13 protein-coding genes are annotated in these 19,922 nt (G+C 38.6%); 9 read left to right on the top strand and 4 right to left on the bottom strand.

The genetic code is table 11. From position 1 onward, the window contains the following. Window positions 1–43 precede the first annotated feature (43 nt). Entirely contained in the window at window positions 44–2,320 is a 2,277-nt protein-coding gene (locus WAA15_RS16985) for a PQQ-dependent sugar dehydrogenase (protein ID WP_337044006.1), read from the bottom strand. A 199-nt stretch (window positions 2,321–2,519) separates the two neighbouring features. Then, window positions 2,520–4,661 carry a glycoside hydrolase family 97 protein gene (locus WAA15_RS16980; protein ID WP_337044005.1) on the bottom strand — a complete coding sequence of 714 codons (2,142 nt, stop codon included), beginning with the start codon at window positions 4,659–4,661 and terminating at the stop codon, window positions 2,520–2,522. 467 nt (window positions 4,662–5,128) lie between these two features. Between WAA15_RS16980 and WAA15_RS16975 the strand changes: the two genes are divergently transcribed. From WAA15_RS16975 to WAA15_RS16955, 5 genes are all read left to right on the top strand, one after another. Continuing rightward, a complete protein-coding gene (locus WAA15_RS16975) occupies window positions 5,129–6,133 on the top strand; it encodes a glycoside hydrolase family 43 protein (protein ID WP_337044004.1) in 1,005 nt (334 codons plus the stop codon). Between the two features lie 160 nt (window positions 6,134–6,293). After that, window positions 6,294–7,133, top strand: coding sequence for a transglutaminase family protein (locus WAA15_RS16970; RefSeq protein ID WP_337044003.1), 840 nt, complete (start codon window positions 6,294–6,296; stop codon window positions 7,131–7,133). A 176-nt stretch (window positions 7,134–7,309) separates the two neighbouring features. Then, window positions 7,310–8,719, top strand: coding sequence for a phosphoglucosamine mutase (gene glmM, locus WAA15_RS16965; protein WP_337044002.1), 1,410 nt, complete (start codon window positions 7,310–7,312; stop codon window positions 8,717–8,719). Between the two features lie 525 nt (window positions 8,720–9,244). Then, window positions 9,245–11,419, top strand: a complete 2,175-nt coding sequence (locus WAA15_RS16960; protein WP_337044001.1) for a 3-coathanger stack domain-containing protein — start codon at window positions 9,245–9,247, stop codon at window positions 11,417–11,419. A gap of 125 nt (window positions 11,420–11,544) precedes the next feature. Next, a complete protein-coding gene (locus WAA15_RS16955; RefSeq protein WP_337044000.1) occupies window positions 11,545–13,851 on the top strand; it encodes a sialate O-acetylesterase in 2,307 nt (768 codons plus the stop codon). Window positions 13,852–13,856: 5 nt separating this feature from the next. Here the strand turns inward: WAA15_RS16955 and WAA15_RS16950 are convergent, their stop codons facing one another. Beyond that, window positions 13,857–14,594, bottom strand: a complete 738-nt coding sequence (locus WAA15_RS16950; protein ID WP_337043999.1) for a peptidase — start codon at window positions 14,592–14,594, stop codon at window positions 13,857–13,859. Between the two features lie 129 nt (window positions 14,595–14,723). Beyond that, entirely contained in the window at window positions 14,724–15,686 is a 963-nt protein-coding gene (locus WAA15_RS16945) for an alpha-E domain-containing protein (RefSeq protein WP_337043998.1), read from the bottom strand. Window positions 15,687–15,938: 252 nt separating this feature from the next. Here WAA15_RS16945 and WAA15_RS16940 point away from each other — a divergent pair, with 252 nt between their 5' ends. The 4 genes from WAA15_RS16940 to WAA15_RS16925 are packed head-to-tail and all read left to right on the top strand — an operon-like array spanning window position 15,939 to window position 19,920. Next, window positions 15,939–16,592, top strand: coding sequence for a response regulator transcription factor (locus tag WAA15_RS16940; RefSeq protein ID WP_337043997.1), 654 nt, complete (start codon window positions 15,939–15,941; stop codon window positions 16,590–16,592). A gap of 25 nt (window positions 16,593–16,617) precedes the next feature. Further along, window positions 16,618–17,118 carry a hypothetical protein gene (locus tag WAA15_RS16935; protein WP_337043996.1) on the top strand — a complete coding sequence of 167 codons (501 nt, stop codon included), beginning with the start codon at window positions 16,618–16,620 and terminating at the stop codon, window positions 17,116–17,118. Window positions 17,119–17,164: 46 nt separating this feature from the next. Further along, on the top strand, window positions 17,165–18,211 hold the full coding sequence (locus WAA15_RS16930) for a phosphotransferase family protein (RefSeq protein ID WP_337043995.1): 1,047 nt from the start codon (window positions 17,165–17,167) through the stop codon (window positions 18,209–18,211). A gap of 2 nt (window positions 18,212–18,213) precedes the next feature. Then, window positions 18,214–19,920 (top strand): T3SS effector HopA1 family protein, encoded by a 1,707-nt coding sequence (locus tag WAA15_RS16925; protein ID WP_337043994.1) that lies wholly within the window; start codon window positions 18,214–18,216, stop codon window positions 19,918–19,920. The last annotated feature ends 2 nt before the right edge of the window (window positions 19,921–19,922 follow it).

The raw sequence follows: 19,922 nt of genomic DNA, 5'->3' as shown, positions 1-19,922 counted from the left end.
ACAGACAACAACTAACTGCAAGTGGGCTTATTCCTTTCATACGCTACTCTTTAAGTATTTTCAGGGTTTTATGCATACTACCATACCTGATATTGAGTAGATAAACCCCAAAACTCTGTTCCGACAACGCCCTGTTTACTTCTTCTTTCAGGGTTCGCCAATAGCCAGTTTTTTCCACAACCAGTTGCCCTGTATTGCGGTATAGGCTTAGCTCTACCATATAATCATCTAAATCGTCTGTTGCTACAAGACTAACCGTATTTTTTGTCGGATTCGGATAAACACCTAAAATAACAGGGTCAACATTTGGGTCAGGGTCGGGGTCACCTGGGCATAAAGGCTTAATATCTTTTGTATAAGTAGCACTTAAGCCCAGAGGGTCGGTCACGGTCAGGCTTACCTGATAAAAATACGTTTGGTTGTCGCAAGGTACAACACCAAGTACTATTACTCCCTGTGGCTGTCTGAAACTGGTTACAAAATGTGTATGGTCTTCATGGCGCAATATTACCAGCCATTGATACGACAAATCTGTTTGTTCTTTGTCGGTTACAACAGCCGAGGCATTAATTGTAAAATCCTGTATGTTGCGAAACGAAAATATTTGGTCGAGCGTAGTACTTACAATTTTTGGAGGTGTATTATTGAGGTAAATTTTTATGGATTTTGAGTCAGATTTCCCTCCTCTATCGGTCACGGTTAAGGTAGCTGTAAATATTTGAGGTTGGTCTGAATTAGCCAGATAAACATGGCTTGGATTAGGTTGATTAGAATTTTGACCATCACCAAAATCCCAGAAAAACTGTATGGCATCTCCTTCGGGGTCTTTTGAATCGCTCCCTCTGAAATTAACGGTCAAAGGGCTTGCCCCATACTCGGCCGATACTTCTAATACAGCCAGTGGGCGGAGATTTGCATTAGGGTCGAACGTAATTTTTCTGATTTCGCTTATATTCGGAAACAGAAAGCTCACATAATAAATGCTTCCGTCTACCGGATTCAAAGCAAAACAAGTTGGGTGTACATTATCAGTAAAATCAATTACCTCAACCGGATTATTTTTTTCGTCTAGCCGGAAAGCCTTCACCCAACCTTGATAATCACCCTGAAAATACAGATTACGATAAGCCTCTGGAAACGCTGTCAGGGTATAGAATACCCCTCCTATCGAAGCGTTTCCCGAAAACGGATTTCCTTTAAACTGAGCCGACCCTACGCCATAGGCTTGCCCATCAACCCATGCCTGTACCAAAGGGCCTCTCCATTCAACAATAGGCAAAACCGGTTCTACTGGCAGGTATGAAGGGTTTTTATAAGACTCATTCGTGTAGCTCATACCCTCATAAGTTGGCCAGCCAAAATTTTGGCCTCCTTTGCTGATAATGTTAATTTCTTCCCGATGGCTCCAGCCCACATCACCTACCAGAATGGCTCCGGGCTTACCATCGGCCGGATTCGTACTTCCTGTATTGGGCTGCACATCAAAACGAAACGGATTACGTAAACCATAAGCCCATATTCTGGATTTGGCAGCACGCGGATTGGCAGGGTCATAGAATGGGTTTGAAGCTAGCCCGTCACCAGTATTGGGGTCAATCCTTAGCATTTTACCATTCAACGAATTTAACGACTGGCTCCGATACGCATTAATATTCTGGTCGGGGGTAATTATGCCTACTGAAATGGCTTCCTGAAACCACGGGTTTTGGGTATCGTCGCTTGGTGGCTCGTTAGCCAATGCAGCATCTCCGGCCGTAGCAAGCAGGGTACCATCTTTAGCAAATACCAATGAGCCTACGCCATGATTATCAACCAGAATCGGGATTCCTGTCGAAATACTTTCGCCAAGCAATACTTTACGGCTGCTGTAATTGACTGTTTTAAAATTATCGGCTTTATTAAGAGTATAGCGCGTAATGCGCCCGATAGTTGTTTTAAAACCATCTGCATTAGTTGAGTCATAAGCGGGTGTACCAAAATATAAAGCATAATGCCTTTTTACTGTATACATTAAGTAGATGTATCCATTATTGAGGAAATCGGGATCAAGGACTACACCATTTAACCCGTGGTCATTAAAGTCTAATACCTCGGCCGATATATCAATGATTGGTTTAGTAACTTTGACACCATTTTCGACCATAAATATCTTACCCGATTTTTCCCATACATACATTCTTCCCTGTTTGTCGAATGTCAGGCCAACAGGAATCGTCCATCCATCTGAAATTTTCTCATCAATAAAACCTGTGGGTTGTGCCAAACTATCTTGAAAGCAGATTATTAAAGTAAAAAGTAGGGGGTAAATTAATTTTCTCATGCTAGGTTGTTGTGAATATAACAGTTTTATAGTTGGATTATTTATTACAACGAATACAAACGCTATCAGCGTGTATTATGGTGATGACTGCCTTTTGGCTGAAATGGTTTGAAAAGCCTCTGATTAATTTTGTATAAAATAAAAATCGCACCTCCATGTAACAGAAAGTGCGATGCCTATTTTATAAAAACAACCAAAATCAATTCTGACAGCCCCCTATCTGAGCTTTAAAGGTAGCTCCTGGGCTTGCTTCAAACCCAGACAACAAGGTTACTGATTTGCCTGCGTCATAGGTTACATTTCTGCTGGAATTTATTTTTACCGATGAACTAATGGTATCTGATACCAGATATAAGTCTTTCAGCGTATCGTTTCCGGTAGTAATGGTATAATCTTTTATACAGTTTTTCTTTGTGAGTACAATCAAAAAACCGCCATAGGGTTTCATGGTTTCATTAATGTTCAAACCAACCTGAGTAGTAAAATCTGTTTCAGACGTAACAATATCTCTTGGTGTATCTCCGTCTTTGAGTTTCTGCATTGTGTACTCTCCGGCAGTAATAAGCCCAAAATTCAGATTCACTGCTTTGTCGGTCTCTAACCCATTAATACCTGAAATATACCAGTTATCGCCTTTACGTCGGGCCATTATTACATGAGTACCCGGAAAACCATCTACCAGATGGGTTTCGTCCCATGTTGTAGGAAACCCCTGAATTATATTCTGTGCAATGGCAGGCAAACCCAGATAACTCTGCGCTCGGTCTACCAGATGCGTTTGCCCTGATTCAAAGTTATTCAACAAAGCTATTTCATGTACATCGGTGGTATAATGTACCACTCCGCGGCCTTCTCCGATAATTACAGGGGTGTAGTCCATTACCCCAATTACGTTTCGGGTAAAAGGCAGTATTGTATGATGGGCCGGAGCATTGGGTCGGAAATTATCACCGTCGAACAGGTAGGCTTCTGCACCTTTTACTGCTTCCATAGCTACCAGATTAGGATAGGTTCTCTCCCATCCTTTCGGCACCGTACTTCCATGAAAGTTGACCATGAGCTGATACTCGGCGGCATCTTTCAATATATCAAGATATAATTTGATAACCTCCTGTTTGTCGCTCTGAAAATAATCAATCTTAACCCCTTTTATTCCCAGATTTTTAATTCGTGCGAACTCGGCCCGCCTTGTATCCCGAATATGCATCAGGTCTCTTGGCTGGTCATTAAAAAAAGGATTAGTTGGCCCACCCGAATTATACCAAAGCCATAGTTTTACGTTTTTAGTATTTGCATAATTAATGATGTCATCAATGTTTCCGCCATTGGTCATGGTATTCCAGCTAACGTCAACTAAAAAATAGGGAAGTTTAAATTCTGCTGTAAAATCAATAAAGTTGCGGGTTTTAACAAAATCAGTCGGGCTATCAAGGCTCGACCACCAACTCCAGCCTGTTAAACCGGGTTTAATCCATGATACATCGGCAATCGTAGATGGCTGGCTTACATGGCTTACAAGGTCTGACTCCACAATATTCTTGTTTTCTTTACCAATAATAATTACCCGCCAGGGCATCACCCACGGCAAGCTAGACTTTGCATAAAAAGCATAACCGTTGCCATCTTCCCAGATGGGCGGCACTAACCTGTAAGTACCATTACCATAATAAACATCTATGTGGCTTCCATAAAAGTTATCCTGCAAGTCAGATTCGGTTAGCAAAAGCCAGAACTTTGGAGTTTTGAACAGAGCCGGAAAACCAGAATGGTTCCAGATTGACTGATTCATGTCTATGCCATTTCTATAAAGATTTTCATAAACCGGTCCATAAGTGCCATAATTTTGTATCCATGCTTTTCCGTCAACAGGCAACTGAAACGTAGTATTTTCGCCTACTACGTAATATTCTGCACCAGAGGTTTCAGGAAATACATAACGAAACGCAACGCCATCGTTATAAGCCCTGAAAATAACATTTAGTAGCTTGCCATTTAAACTGAAGTTGAGTTGAAGTTCATTGGCGTTATTTCTAAGACTGAGCTTTTTTCCGGTTGTTTTCTGATAATTTTCATCTATACTTCGGGTTGATGAACCCTCAAAATTAAAATTGCCAATAAAAAGCTCATCTGCTCTTCTTACGCCTAGCTCTGACGTACCCACAATATTATCAACAGTTTCATTCTCAACGTAATCAACTGTATAAACCAGTTTTCTGTCATCGGGGGTAAGTGTAATCGTAGCGCGGATTTTAGTATCCGGCGAAGCAACGCTCCAGCTCTGGGCAGTTATTTTTAAGGATATACAAAAGCAAAAAACCAATAAAAGGAGTTGTTTTTTCATAAAGGCTGTAAGGTTAACTCATCTGTTAGCAAACTAATTAAGCACTATATTCTTAGCGTGGGTGTATTTGATTCAATAGGAAAATTTTTAACTAAACTTTAGCCTTTGCAGAAAAGGGAGTATTTCTACTAGTTTGGTAATAGAAGAAAAGTAAAAGATAGCCTCAAATTTGTAAGTACAAATCTATATGAAGGAGTATGTTTTATCCAAATTTATTATCGCTAACAAAACCAAAAAGTTTTTATATGGTCGGATATTATCAAATATCAATTTTATGTACCGGTATATTTCCAGTTAAGTAGTTTTTAAAATCAGCTTCGTAAATATATTGAAGAATAATTTTGATAAGCCTGATAAAATATGAATATTCACGACCGGAAACCAGAGGCTTCTCTGGCTCTGCTGATTTAAACGCCAGCCTGAGTATCTGAAACCCGATTGATACCTTTAATTTCGACTATAAACCTATGTTTCGTAAAACCTCGTTTGACCTTTTGAAAGTAACATTCTTATTTGTTTTCTCCTTCGGTGTGTTCATACATACAACAAGTATAGCCCAAACTAAAAAAACAGCCGGAAACCCTGTTTTTCAGGGTTGGTATGCCGACCCCGAAGGCACTATTTTTGGTAAAAAATACTGGATATATCCTACTTACTCGGCTCCTTATGGCAAGCAGGTATTTTTTGATGCTTTTTCGTCACCTGATTTGGTTAACTGGACCAAACATGAAAGAATATTGGACACCGCAAGTGTAAAATGGGCAAAACGCGCCATGTGGGCTCCTTCAATAGTTGAAAAAGGAGGCAAATATTATTTGTTCTTTGGTGCTAATGATATTCAGAATGATAAACAACCCGGGGGTATTGGAGTAGCCGTGGCCAACAAACCCGAAGGGCCCTATAAAGATTACCTCGGGAAACCCCTGATTGATAAGTTTCATAATGGCGCGCAGCCTATCGATCAGTTTGTATTCAAAGATAAAGATGAATATTACCTGATTTATGGAGGCTGGAAGCATTGTAATATTGCGCACCTAAAAAAAGACTTTACAGGTTTCGTTCCGTTTGAAGATGGTAGCACTTTTAAAGAAATTACGCCCGAAAACTATGTGGAAGGCCCTTTTATGTTTAAGAAAAACGGAAAATATTATTTCATGTGGTCGGAAGGTGGCTGGACAGGCCCTAATTATAGTGTAGCCTATGCCATTGCCGACTCTCCTTTCGGGCCATTTAAGCGTATCGGCAAAATATTGCAACAAAACCCCGAAATAGCCACAGGTGCAGGGCATCATTCGGTGATACATGCCTCTGGTACCGACGACTGGTATATTGTGTACCATAGAAGACCTCTTGGCGAAACCGACGGTAACTCGAGAGTAACTTGCATTGACCACATGTATTTTGATGAAAATGGCTTTATAAAGCCTGTTATTATTACTAACGAGGGTGTCGAAAGAAACGCCATTAAATAAATTTGCAGGGATACTAAACGGCTAAAGTACGATACAATCATTTATCAGTATAAACTTTAGAATGATTATAAAAGACAGGCTTATTTAAATGGGGTGGAACTGACAAGGAATAAAATTTTGTTCAGAATTTGGTTAGAAAGCAACACTTATCCAACAATTTATGATTCTAAGTGTCGAACATACATTACATTATAAATATTCGCAACCAGTTTTTTTAACGCCCCATTATATTTATTTGTCGCCTAAGGCATCTCCTCATCAGGAAATCCGTAGTTATAAACTCGATATTACCCCAGTAGCCAACCTGCTTTATAAAAACATTGATGTAGAAGGCAATGCTCAGTACATTGCCTACATTAACGCCTCTTGCGAAGAGCTTACTTTTAAGGCTACTTTTGAAATAGAATCAAAACCGGCAAATCCGTATCATTTTGTTTATTTCCCGTTCAATTCTGAAAAACTTCCTTTTAATTATCCCGAAAAAGAAGCGGCTTTACTAACCCCTTATCTTAATCAGACTGGCGTAACTACTTTAATTCATCAGTTCTCAAGACAGATAGCAGCAGAAGCGAACTGGAAAACCACCGAGTTTCTGGCTAGAATCTCCAAATATATCAAAGAAAGTTTTGTGTACGAAAAACGGCTGGAAGGCCCCGCTAACCCTGCCGAACGCACACTTTTAAACCGAAAAGGCACCTGCCGTGACTACGCCGTGCTGATGATAGCCAGTTGCAAAGCCTTAGGTATTGCTGCCCGATTTGCCAGTGGCTACTGCTACGGCAGCCAACTACAAGCCCATGAACTTCATGCCTGGGTTGAGGTTTACCTGCCCGGGGCAGGCTGGCGTGGTTTTGACCCCACAGAAGGTAAAATCATTGACAATCATTACATTACTCTCGCGTCTTCGGCACAACCCGAATTAATTAACCCCATTACCGGTGGCTTCAGGGGGAGTGCAAAATCACAATTAAATGCCTTTGTAAATATTAAGCAGCTATAATATTTCGTTAACCGAAAGGGTTTTCTCAAGGCCTGAATAAAGCCGAATACAAAAAATCAGTTTTTTTTATATCTTTGTGTGCGATTATTCCCAGTTAAAATTAAATTCTCAATTTAAAACTGTATTTAGTCGGTAAGATTAACAATGGTTTTAAAATCACCCAAAACACGTTTACAGTGACCCTAATTAAATCTATTTCTGGTATCCGCGGGACTATCGGCGGCAAAAGTGGTGATGCCTTAACTCCTTTAGATGTCGTAAAATTTACAGCCGCTTATGGTGCATGGCTTAAAAAAAGGAACCCAGATGCTAACCTAAAAGTAGTACTCGGAAGAGATGCGCGTTTATCAGGTCAAATGGTTTCTGACCTTGTTTGTTCTACCCTTGTGGGCATGGGTTTCCATGTTATTGATTTAGGATTATCTACAACGCCAACAGTCGAAATTGCGGTTCCTCTGGAAAAAGCAATTGGCGGTATTATTCTGACTGCCAGCCACAACCCTATTCAGTGGAATGCCCTGAAACTTCTCAACGAAAAAGGAGAGTTTATTTCAGGTGAAGACGGAACTGAACTGCTGGCTATTGCAGAAAAAGAAGATTTTGAGTTTAGTGATGTTAAACATCTGGGCAAAGTAACCTCAGACGACACTTATTTCAAAAAACACATTGATTTAATTCTGGCCTTGCCATTGGTCGACAAAAAGGCTATCGAAAAAGCAAAGTTCAGGGTTGTAGTTGACGCCGTTAACTCAACAGGGGGCTTAGCTGTTCCTCTGCTTTTAGAAGCCCTCGGCGTGACAGACATCAAGAAAATCAATTGTGACCCTACGGGTGTTTTTGCACATAATCCTGAGCCACTTCCTGAAAACCTCAGAGAAATATCGGCAGAAACCCGTAAAGGAAATTATGACTTAGGTATTGTAGTTGACCCTGACGTTGACAGGCTGGCTTTTATTTGTGAAGATGGAGAACCTTTTGGTGAAGAATACACGCTTGTGGCAGTAGCCGACTACATTTTATCTAATACAAAGAAGAAAAAGTCTTTAAAAACGGTTTCAAATTTATCTTCAACACTAGCACTCAAAGACATTACCCTAAAAGCAGGCGGAGAATATGCGTCAGCAGCAGTAGGAGAAGTTAACGTTGTAGTTCGGATGAAAGAAACCGGTGCCATTATTGGCGGAGAAGGCAACGGAGGTATTATTTACCCAGAATTACACTACGGCCGTGATGCGCTTGTGGGTATTGCCTTGTTTCTGAGCCATTTGGCTAAATTTGGTAAACCCGTAGGTTTTCTGAGAAAAACGTACCCTAACTACCATATTGCCAAAAAGAAAATTGAGCTAACACCAGATATTAATGTTGATGAAATTCTGGAAGATATTAAAGCCAAATACGAGCGTTATCCGATTAATGTTGAAGATGGTGTAAAGATAAATTTCGAGAAAGAATGGGTACACCTCAGAAAATCGAATACTGAACCAATTATCCGTATCTACGCTGAATCAGAATTTGAAACAACGGCATCGAACCTTGCCGATAAAATTATCAGAGATATTAAAGAATTAATCTCGCAAAGAGTTTAGGTATCTGAAACGCAGTAATTTTAATTTTTCATTTAAAATTGCTGCGTTTTTTTTATTTTTTGCGAGTTATTGAATAATTTTGCTTCATTAAATAATTGGTTACTATGCTGTTGTAGAATAACTTTCTACTTTAATGTGTCCTCCATTCGCTACTCCTTTCCTATTTATTTGCTTTTGGCATTGATTTTGTGACAATTGTATAAAAGAAGACTTTGCTTGGTTAACGGTATTATTGTGTTTTATGGCTTCTGGGTTAACAAAAGGGAATATTTAAAGAACTTATTAGCGTATTAGACAAAACTAATATTTTACAAAAAATAAAATATTACCGTTAAAAAACAAAATGTACTCTTACTCAATAATTTTGTTGAGTTTTACATTATAATTATCGTCCGGAAATGAGACCTTTTAATAAATCTTAATTTCCTAACTAATTGTATTTTTTCAGTAAAGTGTGAATTATAAATTTTTCTTTGAAACATTTTAGGGCCAAATTCATACAAATATTTAGAAGTTTTTATTGTCATGTCAGGAAAAAAAACAAGTCTTCAAATTATTACGTGCCTTTTAGTTCTGTTAACTTTTTTACGAGCCAATGCCCAGAATACCTCTACCATCATTGAATGGCAAAGATGTTACGGATGGGATAGTTGGTATGGGGATGAAGGTATCAGAATAGCTCCTACCAAGGATGGAAATTTCATAACGCTTGGAAAAAAAACACTTCAGGGTTATGAAAACATTGTAACTTCAAAAGTAAATGCTAAAGGAGAAATTTTGTGGGAAACTATCATTTTTGATACTCAGGTGTATACCGGTTTCCGAGGCTTCGATGTCATTCAGCACCCCGATGGTGGGTATATTCTGGTTGGGCAGGTAGTTGACGTAAGAAGACTGAGCTTTGTTAGCACAGACCTTCGTCAATTAGAAACCAATACAGGTTTTCATGGGTATATCGATATGCTAGTTGTAAAGCTCGATAGCAAGGGACAAAAAGAATGGTTTAAACTTATAGGAGGTTCGGCGGAGGATGTACCTGTAAGAACTATACTAACACCTGATAATAATATCATGCTATTGGGTTATACTTCTTCTAATGACCAAGATATGTATGATACCGGCAAAAACAATGATTCTTTCAACCGCGATGTATGGGTAGCAAAACTCAATTCAAGCGGAACAATTATTAGTAAGAAATGTTTTGGCGGTAATAGCGATGACATACCTTTCGACATGAAAAGATTGGCAGATGGTAACTATGTAATTGTAGGTAGTAGCAACTCAACCAATTGGCAGGCTGCTTCAAACAAAGGAGGAAAAGATGTTTTTGCGATAAAAATCGACGAATCGCTCAACACTATCTGGCAAAAAAGCTACGGAAGTAACCAGAACGATGAAGGGCGCAGGATTATAGAGTTACCCAATGGTGACCTAATACTTGGCGTTGTTTCTAACGCACTCAACGGCGATTTTGAACTAACACCCAGCAGTGATTTTCCAGAAAATTATCAGGAAAATATCTGGCTAACGCGCCTGAACGCAGGTGGAGATATGCTAAACAAAAAGATATTTGGTGGTGTGGGGCGTGATATACTGAACGATTTAATTCTGACCAAAGATGGTAACTGTACCTTCGTAGGTTCTACTAATTCGAGTAATGGCAGTATCACCGACCGCAACAGAATACCCAATAATAACAATAGCCAGTTTGATGTTTTTTTAATGAAAACAACCACAAACTTTGATGTTATCTGGTCGAAAACCATTGGGGGTTCAGGCATAGACGAAGGTTTTGGGCTGGTTGAAACACCCGAGCAGGAAATGATTGTCATTGGCACCACAACCTCGTTTGATGGCGACGTGACTGATAACCATTACAGCCAACGCGATTCAAGAGATATATGGCTGGTACGATTGGGGTATCTTTGTGAAAACAATATTGTTACAAGCATTGATTTGGTTGCTTCTAATAAGGAAGTACTTGCTTCTCAAAGCATTAATACATCTGACCGAATCAGAGATGGCTCAGTGGTTAAGTATTCGGCTACCAGGAATGTTGACCTTACCACTGGTTTTAACATAGAATTAGGTAGCACCCTTGAGGTGAACCTGCAAGGTTGTAATAATGATAACAGCCCAACAAACAGCAACCCTATTCAGGTTAAAACCAATAATGAGTGTCGTGAAGGTGGTATGAAATTTACTTTTTTCCCTTACACACCCGACAAAGACTTAGGGCAGTATCGTATGTCTATTCAGAACCTCGACCCAGCCATCGAGTTTAAGTTTTCAGGAAACACACTTATCACCAAAAACAATGTACCTGATAATCGTAATGCTTATTACTTGCTGACTGTATCAAGAGATGGCTATAAAGACTTTGTGGTGCAAGGCTATACCAGTACTTGCGAACACGACGGTGCCCCTATTGATTGTCCTGAAAATACGAGCGACGTTATTCTTGATAAAGAATATTACAAAGAAGGCGATATTTTTACTGCTACCTGGACAGGTGAGTTGATTCCAAACCAGACACTGGAGTGGTATAACGAGAATGTAACACTGATTTCGAAAACCGGAAAAACAATGATAGGAAGAATTGATTCTTTCCCTGCGCATATACAAGCCCAGCCCGGTGTTTTTCCTACTTACCGACCATGCCACGGAGCTGTGAGAGTTGATTTCAGAAAAGCCGAATAAATGTCAGCATCAGTTAACACATCAATAATAAAAAATCCTTACTGATAGCTATCATTAAGGATTTTTTATTTTAGTTTTTAGTCATTATTTTTGTAGTCGATTTACCTAAACATGAACAAGTTTAAATGCGAAGTCTCAGTCTTATTGTTTTTTTAATAACCATAACATCTGCTTGTTTTTGTCAAATACAAATCACTTTCCCCTTAGAAAGAAGCGTTTTTCAAAGAGACAACCAAAATAACTCCGTAATAAATATTTCTGGAAATTTTGACGGTGACCTTGACAAAATAGAAGCAAGATTAGTACCGGTTAAGGCAGGTCAGGGAATCCAAACTGATTGGATTACTATAACCGCAAAACCAGAAGGAGGTTTTTTTGTGGGTTCTTTACTAGGCAAAGGAGGTTGGTATTCGCTACAAGTAAGAGGTTGGCATAATGCGAGTATTGTAGAGGAGGCTTCAGTAGCAAGAGTAGGTATCGGTGAGGTATTTGTTGTATCGGGGCAATCAAATGCAGAAGGTATATTAAATTATGGAGCCAAACCCTCAATAGACGACCGCGTAAACACTTTTAATTACAGAGTAGACGAAACTTTATATGAATACCCTTATCTGACCAGCTTTTCGCATATAGAAGCCAATACAATGATAGCCCCCAGAGGGCAAGGTGCATGGTGTTGGGGTGAATTGGGCGACTATCTGGCGCAACGCCTTAACGTACCTATTTTCTTTCTGAATACATCCTACGGTGGAAGCTCGGCCGAAAACTGGTATAGTAGTGCTAATGGGCTGCCTACCAAAAATCTCTTTAATATGCCATTTCAGGGAGGTGCCCCCTACTCTAATCTGAAAATCACTTTACAATTCTATGTTTCTTATCTGGGAGTTAGAGCCGTTTTGTGGGAACAAGGCGAAGATGACTCCGAAACAAGCGAAGATTCATATTATAATTATATCAGAAACGTCATTGATAAAAGCCGGACCGATAGCAATAAAAAACTTAGTTGGGTAATTGCCCGTACCTCGCTTAACGACTTTGCCAATGTACATGTTAATCCGGCAATTATCAGAGCGCAAAACAGGCTTATTAATCCTAACGATTATATTTTTGAAGGCCCTTACACAGACTCTGTGCAAGTTCCCAGAACAGAAGGTGTACACTTTAAAAACCTCGGTATCGGAAACGACGGCATATCAGACCTCGCTAAAGCGTGGGATAAAAAACTTAATGCTGATTTCTTTGCACGCTCGGCTCCATTTTTATCTTCTTCACTGATTACCTTAAACCCTAATTGCCAGTTTTCTGAAACTGCTATTCTGACTTTACCCGGCACTTATCAATCTCAGCGGTGGTCTGACCCCAATAATTCAACTACCCCTTCAATTGTAGCACAAAGTGGTAATTTTAAAGCCGTAGTTCGAGACCAGACAGGCAATTATCTTTTCTCTAATTCAGTAGATATTAAAAAACTGGCTCCGAATACAGTTCCGTTTATCACAGCAAAAACGAATCCTAATTTTTGCGAAGGTAGCAGTACACAGATAATCACAACCGATACACATTACAGCCGTTTCCGTTGGAACAACGGAGACAGTAACAAAGAAATTACTGTGAAAAACTCAGGAGTTTACACTATCAGAGGCATTAATTCTTTTGATTGTTTTTCACCACCTTCAAACGAAGTTATTACACGGGTATTGGCTTTACCTCCAAAACCCAATATTATTTTAGGTACTGCACCAGTTATCTGCGAAGGCTCTACGCTTACGCTTTATGCGTCAGGATTTGGTAAAAGTTTCTGGAGTACTAACGATTCAACCGGAAGCATTTCATTTACTAAACCAGGCGATTATAGCGTTTCTGTAAAAGTAAGAGATGATAACGGCTGTGTTTCTGTTAGCTCTGACGTAACAAAAGTAAGTATTAAACCACGCCCCGAACAACCTACTATTGCCCAAGTTGGTGCATTTACATTGGAAGCAAAACAGTTTTCTGATAAGATTGACTCCTACGAGTGGAAGCGCGACGGTGCTTTTCTGACCACAAAGGCAGCCTTGATAAAATCAACAAAACCGGGCTTCTTTGTAGTAACAGGTATTAAGAACTATTCGATTGGCAATAACCAGAGTATTGCCTGCCGTTCGGTACTTTCAAATGCTTTCTCTTTTATACCAGATGTATCAATTGAAGAGCTAATTTTATACCCTAATCCCACGCCAAACGGGCTTATTACACTTGAAACACGTGATGACCTGAGCGATTTAACGCTTTCGGTTTATAACTTGAAAGGAGAGTTCATTTATTCGATGCTGGTTCCGCCACTTACCGAACGGAGAGTAATCGATTTATCTTTTCTGGGAGGCGGCAAGTATATTGTACGTTTACAAAACAGCACATTCTCGCAATCAAAAAACATTCTGATTGATAAATAAAATTTTTATTCATCAACCTCTAACGACTTACTGAAAATAGGTTCCATCCAGTCGTTTGAGAGTTTTTGTACCGACGCATTCAGAAGGGCATTCCATTGGTAGGATATCTGTTCCAAATCTTGTTTTTCGTAGCGGTGTTCTACCATATTGAAGCTGTTTTTCTCACACAGAATTACATCAATCGGGAAATCAACATCATTGGCACTTACACGGGTAGAGTCGAAGGCTAAAAAGCCAAGTTTCAATACCTCTTGCAAAGAAGTATTATATTTTAAATTGCGGTAAAGGATAGGCTTACCGTAGTTCGATTGCCCTATAATAATAAAAGGAGACCCCTCTGTTACTTCAATCCAGTTACCTTCGGGGTAGAGCATATATAGTTTATGTTCGTCGTCGTTTTCGAGTTGCCCACCTATCAGAGCCGACAAGTTAAAAGCCAACCCTGCTTCTTTTAATGAGGCTTTGTCTTCCGTAGCTACTCTTTTTACTTGGTCGCCAAAAGCATTTACCGCCTTATACATCTTGTCAAACTTATGGTCTTGCTGTTCGAGCACTTCTTTGAAATACGTAATTGCTTTGTCACGCACTGAACGCAAGCCCGCAGTCATGATAAACATCGAATGATGATTTGACTGATGAATGAACACTTTTTTATTGGTAGAAACTTCACTACCAGAAGTGATTCGTGTATCGGCAAGGGCAACAAGCCCTTTGGCTACTTTTACTCCAAGACAAAAGGTCATATCATAATGTTGAGCGGATCGCCGCTTCGATTATTAGCAATGAAAGCAGCATTCATTACTGATTGAAAACTAGTAAAGTCACAAAAATAGAAAAAGCTATTCTACTAATTGCTATATTATTAATTAAATTTACTGCTCTACTGGTTTTAAACCAAAATATGTTTCAAAAATTGCGCCTGCTACATTATTGTTTTTAATCTGGAATTCATCGAGATACGGGTGCAATGCTTTCTGGAAAATATCATCTACTTCCGTAAATTCAATTTCATGGCGTAATTTGCTCAACAGTTTTTCGGCTGGGTTTGAATAGCCTTCCGTCATTTTATGGCCCGAAATCTCGTATAACGAAAGCTCTGCCTGACGGATACAATAAAACACTGACCGCGGGAAACTTTTATCCAGAATCAGGAATTCGACAATGTGTGATGGATTAATAACCCGATGCTCCTGACGATACATATTGAATGCTCCGACAGATTTCAGCACCGAAGTCCAGATTAATAACTCCTGTGGTGAGCCGAATGCTTCATCGTCAGGTAGAAGTGTAAAATAGCGCACATCAAGAAACCGTGATGTTTTATCGGCACGTTCGAGAAACCTGCCCATACGCCCAAAATGAAACGCTTCATTTCTGGTAACCGTCGAGTCAACAATACCCCAGAACAACTGGCAGCCATCCTTGATTTCTGTAAAAAACTGTTGCAGTTGCTCTACGTCCCAGTTCTTTGCCGACTGGGTTTCTTTAATTTTCAGGTAAAAAATATTAATATGCTCCCACATTTCCTTTGTGATACTCTCACGGATAGTACGGGCGTTTTCTCGGGCTGCGGCCAAACAACTGTATATTGAGTTCGGATTACGTTTATCGAAGGTCATGTAATCAATTACATTATTCCGATTAGCACGGTTATGAAACTCATAAAAACCGTAGTTATCAGCAGTAGCTATCAACAGAGGCTCCCACTGTTCGGTTAAAATACCCGGAGCGTCAAGGGCAAGGTTCAGATTTACACTTACAAAACGGGAATAATTTTCGGCTCGTTCAATATAACGATTTATCCAATAAATTGAATTGGCAACGCGGCTTAGCATAATATTCTTTGGTTTTTATTGATGGCAACCAAAGATAGTAAAGGAAATTTGAAATCCAAACGAAATTTCCTGATGATTCATCAAGCTATTAATTCGTTTATAGAATGTCTTAAAAATTCACTACTTTTAGGTATTTTATTTTATTATGAGTTCAGGTAGCTTTGTATAAGATTTAATCTTAGAGAAAACTGCCAGTATTATTAAGATATACTTTGGTTTATTTAATCGTTTTTACTTTATACTTCTTTTTCTATGCAAAAAATCAGGGTTTTAATTGCTGATGACCACGTTATTGTTGCCGAGAGTTTAGGTTTTTTAATTGATACCCTTGAAGGCATTGAAGTAATAGGAATTAAAAATAGTGGCTGGCAGGTATTGACATTTCTGGAAAGTAATGAACCTGATGTTATTCTGATAGACTACCACATGCCGCTTATGAATGGCATCGAAACTACTATCAGAATACGTGAAAAATACCCACATATACGCATTATGCTTCTGACAATGGCCGAAGAACCTGCCGTTATTAAAGAGGCCCTCATAGCTGGTGTTTCGGGATACATAGTAAAGAAAATTGAAAGAAAAGAACTGGAAATTGCTATTAAAACGGTTGCTAGTGGCAAAAAATACCTGAGCGATGAAGCCGTTATGCGTCTGGCCGAGATTCCGAATCAGAATACCCCAAGCGGTAACGATGAAGTGAGAGAAAACGTAGCAATTACGCCCAGAGAAATAGCAGTACTAAAACTAATTGTAGAGGAGCTTTCGAACGAACAAATAGCAGACAAACTCTGCATAGGTGTAACCACCGTAGAAACTCACCGACGGAACATGATGCGCAAATTAGGGGTAAATAATGCTCTCGGTCTTATGAAATACGCTATTAAAAATGGTTTATTAAACTGATTATTCACTTTTAAATAACTAGAATATGGAAGACGATGTTCGCAAGAAATTAATAGAAGCACAGACTAAATCTGGTGACACATACAGCGGTGGCAATTTAAATAGCCTTGTTTCTGTTCCTTTAGAAAACTTGTATTTTTCTTACTTGACTGAATCTATTTTCAGGCCAAAGTTCAAAAGAACATTTTTAGCTTATGTACTAAAAGTTGGGGAAGACTTTAGCCATGCCATTCATTTTCCGGTAGATTTCAACCTTGCTTTTCATAGCATAACAGATACCGCATTACTAGTTAACCCTGACGCTTCACTTTTTATGCTTAAAAAGGGGAATGAAAATGTTCCTGATGACCAAAAAAGGTTTGAACACTTCAAACAGGATGCTATGGCAAATTTTGATACGATGACTAAAATCGTAGATGGTAAACCTCAAGGCATTACTGCTGACTTGTTATCAGGTAAATCACATACTAGAGACTTCAGATTCTCTTTACCTCAGTTTACGATTGATTATATTCTGAGCAGATAATTAATACTTTTCAGATACTATTAATAACCCTTTAAATGGTAAAAAAATGATTTTTACTGGTTACACTCTCTTTGCTTATTTTTTACAAAATAGTAAAGACTACCTTCCTGAAAGCCCTTATTTGAAGCGATTTATTAAAGAAGAACCCATTACCTCAAAGAATTACATATATATATTAGGGGTATTAGATGAGGGTCGTTTTAAGCCCGGACTTTTCATAAAACAATCCAAAAATTTTGACTCTCGCAATCTGCTTGCCTTAAATACAGAAAATGACGCTTATGACAACATTACCAAAGTACAAGCACTACAAGGATTGTTTCTTGAAAAACTTGATTTTATCAAGGATATTAATTTATTGGTACTTAAATATACAGAAGGCGAAAGTGCTGATACAGGCTTTTTAATTTATACCTGCGATGTAGCTCAGAACCTAGCTAAAAGTTTATCAACTACGCTGGCCTTGTTTCATCTTCATTTAACGCAAGTTATCAATAAAAATAATCCTAATTTTCTATTATTCAAGCCTGAGATTTTTTCACTTACAAAAGAGTATATCGACAATGTTGATAAGGTAAGAGCCATGAATCTGAAAATTAAGGTAAGTAGCAAAATACCCTCTACCAATGTCATAAATTTACTAGCGAAGATTCATCCGTACCTCAGTGGAATAGATTTTAAACAGGACACTCTGATACATAACGATATTCGTTACCCGAATTTCTTTAAAGACTCAGGGGCATCAACCTATAAACTAGTAGACTGGGAGTTGGCTTGTTGGGGTGATAAATATTGGGACTTAGCCGCTTTATTTGATATGTTCCTACAAAAATCGTTAACACCCAACTGGTTAAACTACACCCAAAAAGCTATTGTAGAAGTATGGAACAATTACCACTCTATTATGAATATAATACCTACTGACGACGACCTCATAAGGCTTATTCAGTTTGTTGGATTAAACAGAATAGCTAATCAGTTAGCGCAAGAAAACGATGATTTAGACCCTGAGCTTATAGATTTAATAACAACGCCTCAAACGGCTGAGTATCGGCATACAAATATCTGGAAAACCATTAAAACCAATAGTTAATTATGACAACTAATCGTGCAAAATTATTGAGCATCCTTCAAGAGATAAAGTTAGAGAATAATAAACTTACCCTTGTAAGTGCGCGTAACGCAGCAGAATCGGTTTCTATTGATTTGAACTCTTTAAACAGAATTCAACCTGAGGGAGTTCTGGATAAATTACAGCAAATAATATATACGCATTATAATGCTTGCCCGAAAGACGATACTATAATAGATAATAGCCGAACTACTCCGTTATGGATGCCCGGTCTGGAAGAACAGCGTATTCAGAACGATAACTTTTGGGACCTAGAAAGTGTAGAAACAAATAATACTATTATAGCCCGTAAACATAGCGAACGCGTAAGGGTTCCTGATGGTAGCTATTATAAGTTTGGAGAAGTAAAACTGGGAGATAAGGACCGGAAAAAAATTAAAATGATTAATGCCATACACATTGTAACATCAAGGCAAACCATACAAGGTACTATTACCAATAAAGATGATTTCAATTATATTACCATATATGGCAAGTATATACTGAAAGATGAAACAGGCGAAGATACAATCAGATTTTACTTTAATTTATGTCCTGAACCTATCAAATCAAGAAAGAAAAGACACAATCATAAGCAATATGCAATTAACAGATGGAAAGAAAAGTTAATGCGTAGATTAAACGACCGTGCAATACCTTTTAATTTAAAGTATCTAAGTTCTTTACAACTTTATAATAGGTCTGATGCGGGTGTACTTTATATTCAGAAACACAATTTTAACCTTGTGGCCCCTATTGTGTTAGAGGTATATAACGATTTAATAAAGGCAAATGCGATAAGAAAGAGCAGTGTTCCTTTATTTACCCACCAAATCAAGGAGGGACTTGGTTTTGCTGAAAGCCCGTCTGAACGGGAAACAAGTTTTGGCATGAGTGTAGCTAAAGGAATCAGCCAAGCTATTGTCAGTTTCTTGGAAAAAAACAAGGTTATCAATAAAGCTAACTTAAATGATTGTCTGGATCATATCCTTGATGCGTTTACGAAAGATGACAAAGGAAATACTCTAAGAGATGTTGAAGAACTTTACCTGAATGTAGGTTCAAAGGTTTCTTATGACTTCGGTTTATTTAATAACAAGCCAGTATTAAGTTATCAACCATTTCCGGGGAAAGCTCGTTATTTAAGGGCATCTAGTTTCTTTGCTAATATATTAAGAGAAAAAGCTATTACAATAAATGGCCAGAGTACTTGGATTACTTATGATGAGATACAGGTACAGTCTGAGATGGGTCTTGTGACTGAAAGGGGGTTTCGTCTGGTAAACGATTTAGAAAGGCAAGGCATACAGTTCTTTCTAGAGAATTTTGATTTCTTTGTATCCTCTTCTGGCAGAAAACCTTCCGAAATTCCTGTTCCAAATGGTTTAGACTGGGAGGGGTCACAACTTGATTGGAATGACTTAACACTTAATGAAATAATATCCCAATCTTTCGACAAGGATAATCAAGAAAAAGTAGAAAAAGCGGATATGCTAATACAAAAATATGTTAACATTAAGTTTCCACTACCAAATGGCTTTAGTACTTTCGAGTTTTGCCCTACCCTAACACATGGGCTTGCGTGTTTAGGCTATTTTTTCTTGTATGTGCATAGTCGGGTTAATATAAAAGCTCATCCTTCTTTGCCTGTTTTAAAGCCTTTGTCGGACCTGTTATCACCGAAGAAATAGAA

Source organism: Emticicia sp. 17c (genome assembly GCF_037153985.1).
In the GTDB taxonomy this organism is placed as follows: Bacteria; Bacteroidota; Bacteroidia; order Cytophagales; family Spirosomataceae; genus Emticicia.
This window is presented reverse-complemented; position numbering and strand designations above follow the sequence as displayed.

What these genes read in the sequence shown, in the direction of transcription:
- WAA15_RS16985 (WP_337044006.1), bottom strand. Translation starts at nt 2,320, where the DNA reads ATGAGAAAATTAATTTACCCCCTACTTTTTACTTTAATAATCTGCTTT.
- WAA15_RS16980 (WP_337044005.1), bottom strand. Translation starts at nt 4,661, where the DNA reads ATGAAAAAACAACTCCTTTTATTGGTTTTTTGCTTTTGTATATCCTTA.
- WAA15_RS16975 (WP_337044004.1), top strand. Translation starts at nt 5,129, where the DNA reads ATGTTTCGTAAAACCTCGTTTGACCTTTTGAAAGTAACATTCTTATTT.
- WAA15_RS16970 (WP_337044003.1), top strand. Translation starts at nt 6,294, where the DNA reads ATGATTCTAAGTGTCGAACATACATTACATTATAAATATTCGCAACCA.
- WAA15_RS16960 (WP_337044001.1), top strand. Translation starts at nt 9,245, where the DNA reads ATGTCAGGAAAAAAAACAAGTCTTCAAATTATTACGTGCCTTTTAGTT.
- WAA15_RS16955 (WP_337044000.1), top strand. Translation starts at nt 11,545, where the DNA reads ATGCGAAGTCTCAGTCTTATTGTTTTTTTAATAACCATAACATCTGCT.
- WAA15_RS16950 (WP_337043999.1), bottom strand. Translation starts at nt 14,594, where the DNA reads ATGACCTTTTGTCTTGGAGTAAAAGTAGCCAAAGGGCTTGTTGCCCTT.
- WAA15_RS16945 (WP_337043998.1), bottom strand. Translation starts at nt 15,686, where the DNA reads ATGCTAAGCCGCGTTGCCAATTCAATTTATTGGATAAATCGTTATATT.
- WAA15_RS16940 (WP_337043997.1), top strand. Translation starts at nt 15,939, where the DNA reads ATGCAAAAAATCAGGGTTTTAATTGCTGATGACCACGTTATTGTTGCC.
- WAA15_RS16935 (WP_337043996.1), top strand. Translation starts at nt 16,618, where the DNA reads ATGGAAGACGATGTTCGCAAGAAATTAATAGAAGCACAGACTAAATCT.
- WAA15_RS16930 (WP_337043995.1), top strand. Translation starts at nt 17,165, where the DNA reads ATGATTTTTACTGGTTACACTCTCTTTGCTTATTTTTTACAAAATAGT.
- WAA15_RS16925 (WP_337043994.1), top strand. Translation starts at nt 18,214, where the DNA reads ATGACAACTAATCGTGCAAAATTATTGAGCATCCTTCAAGAGATAAAG.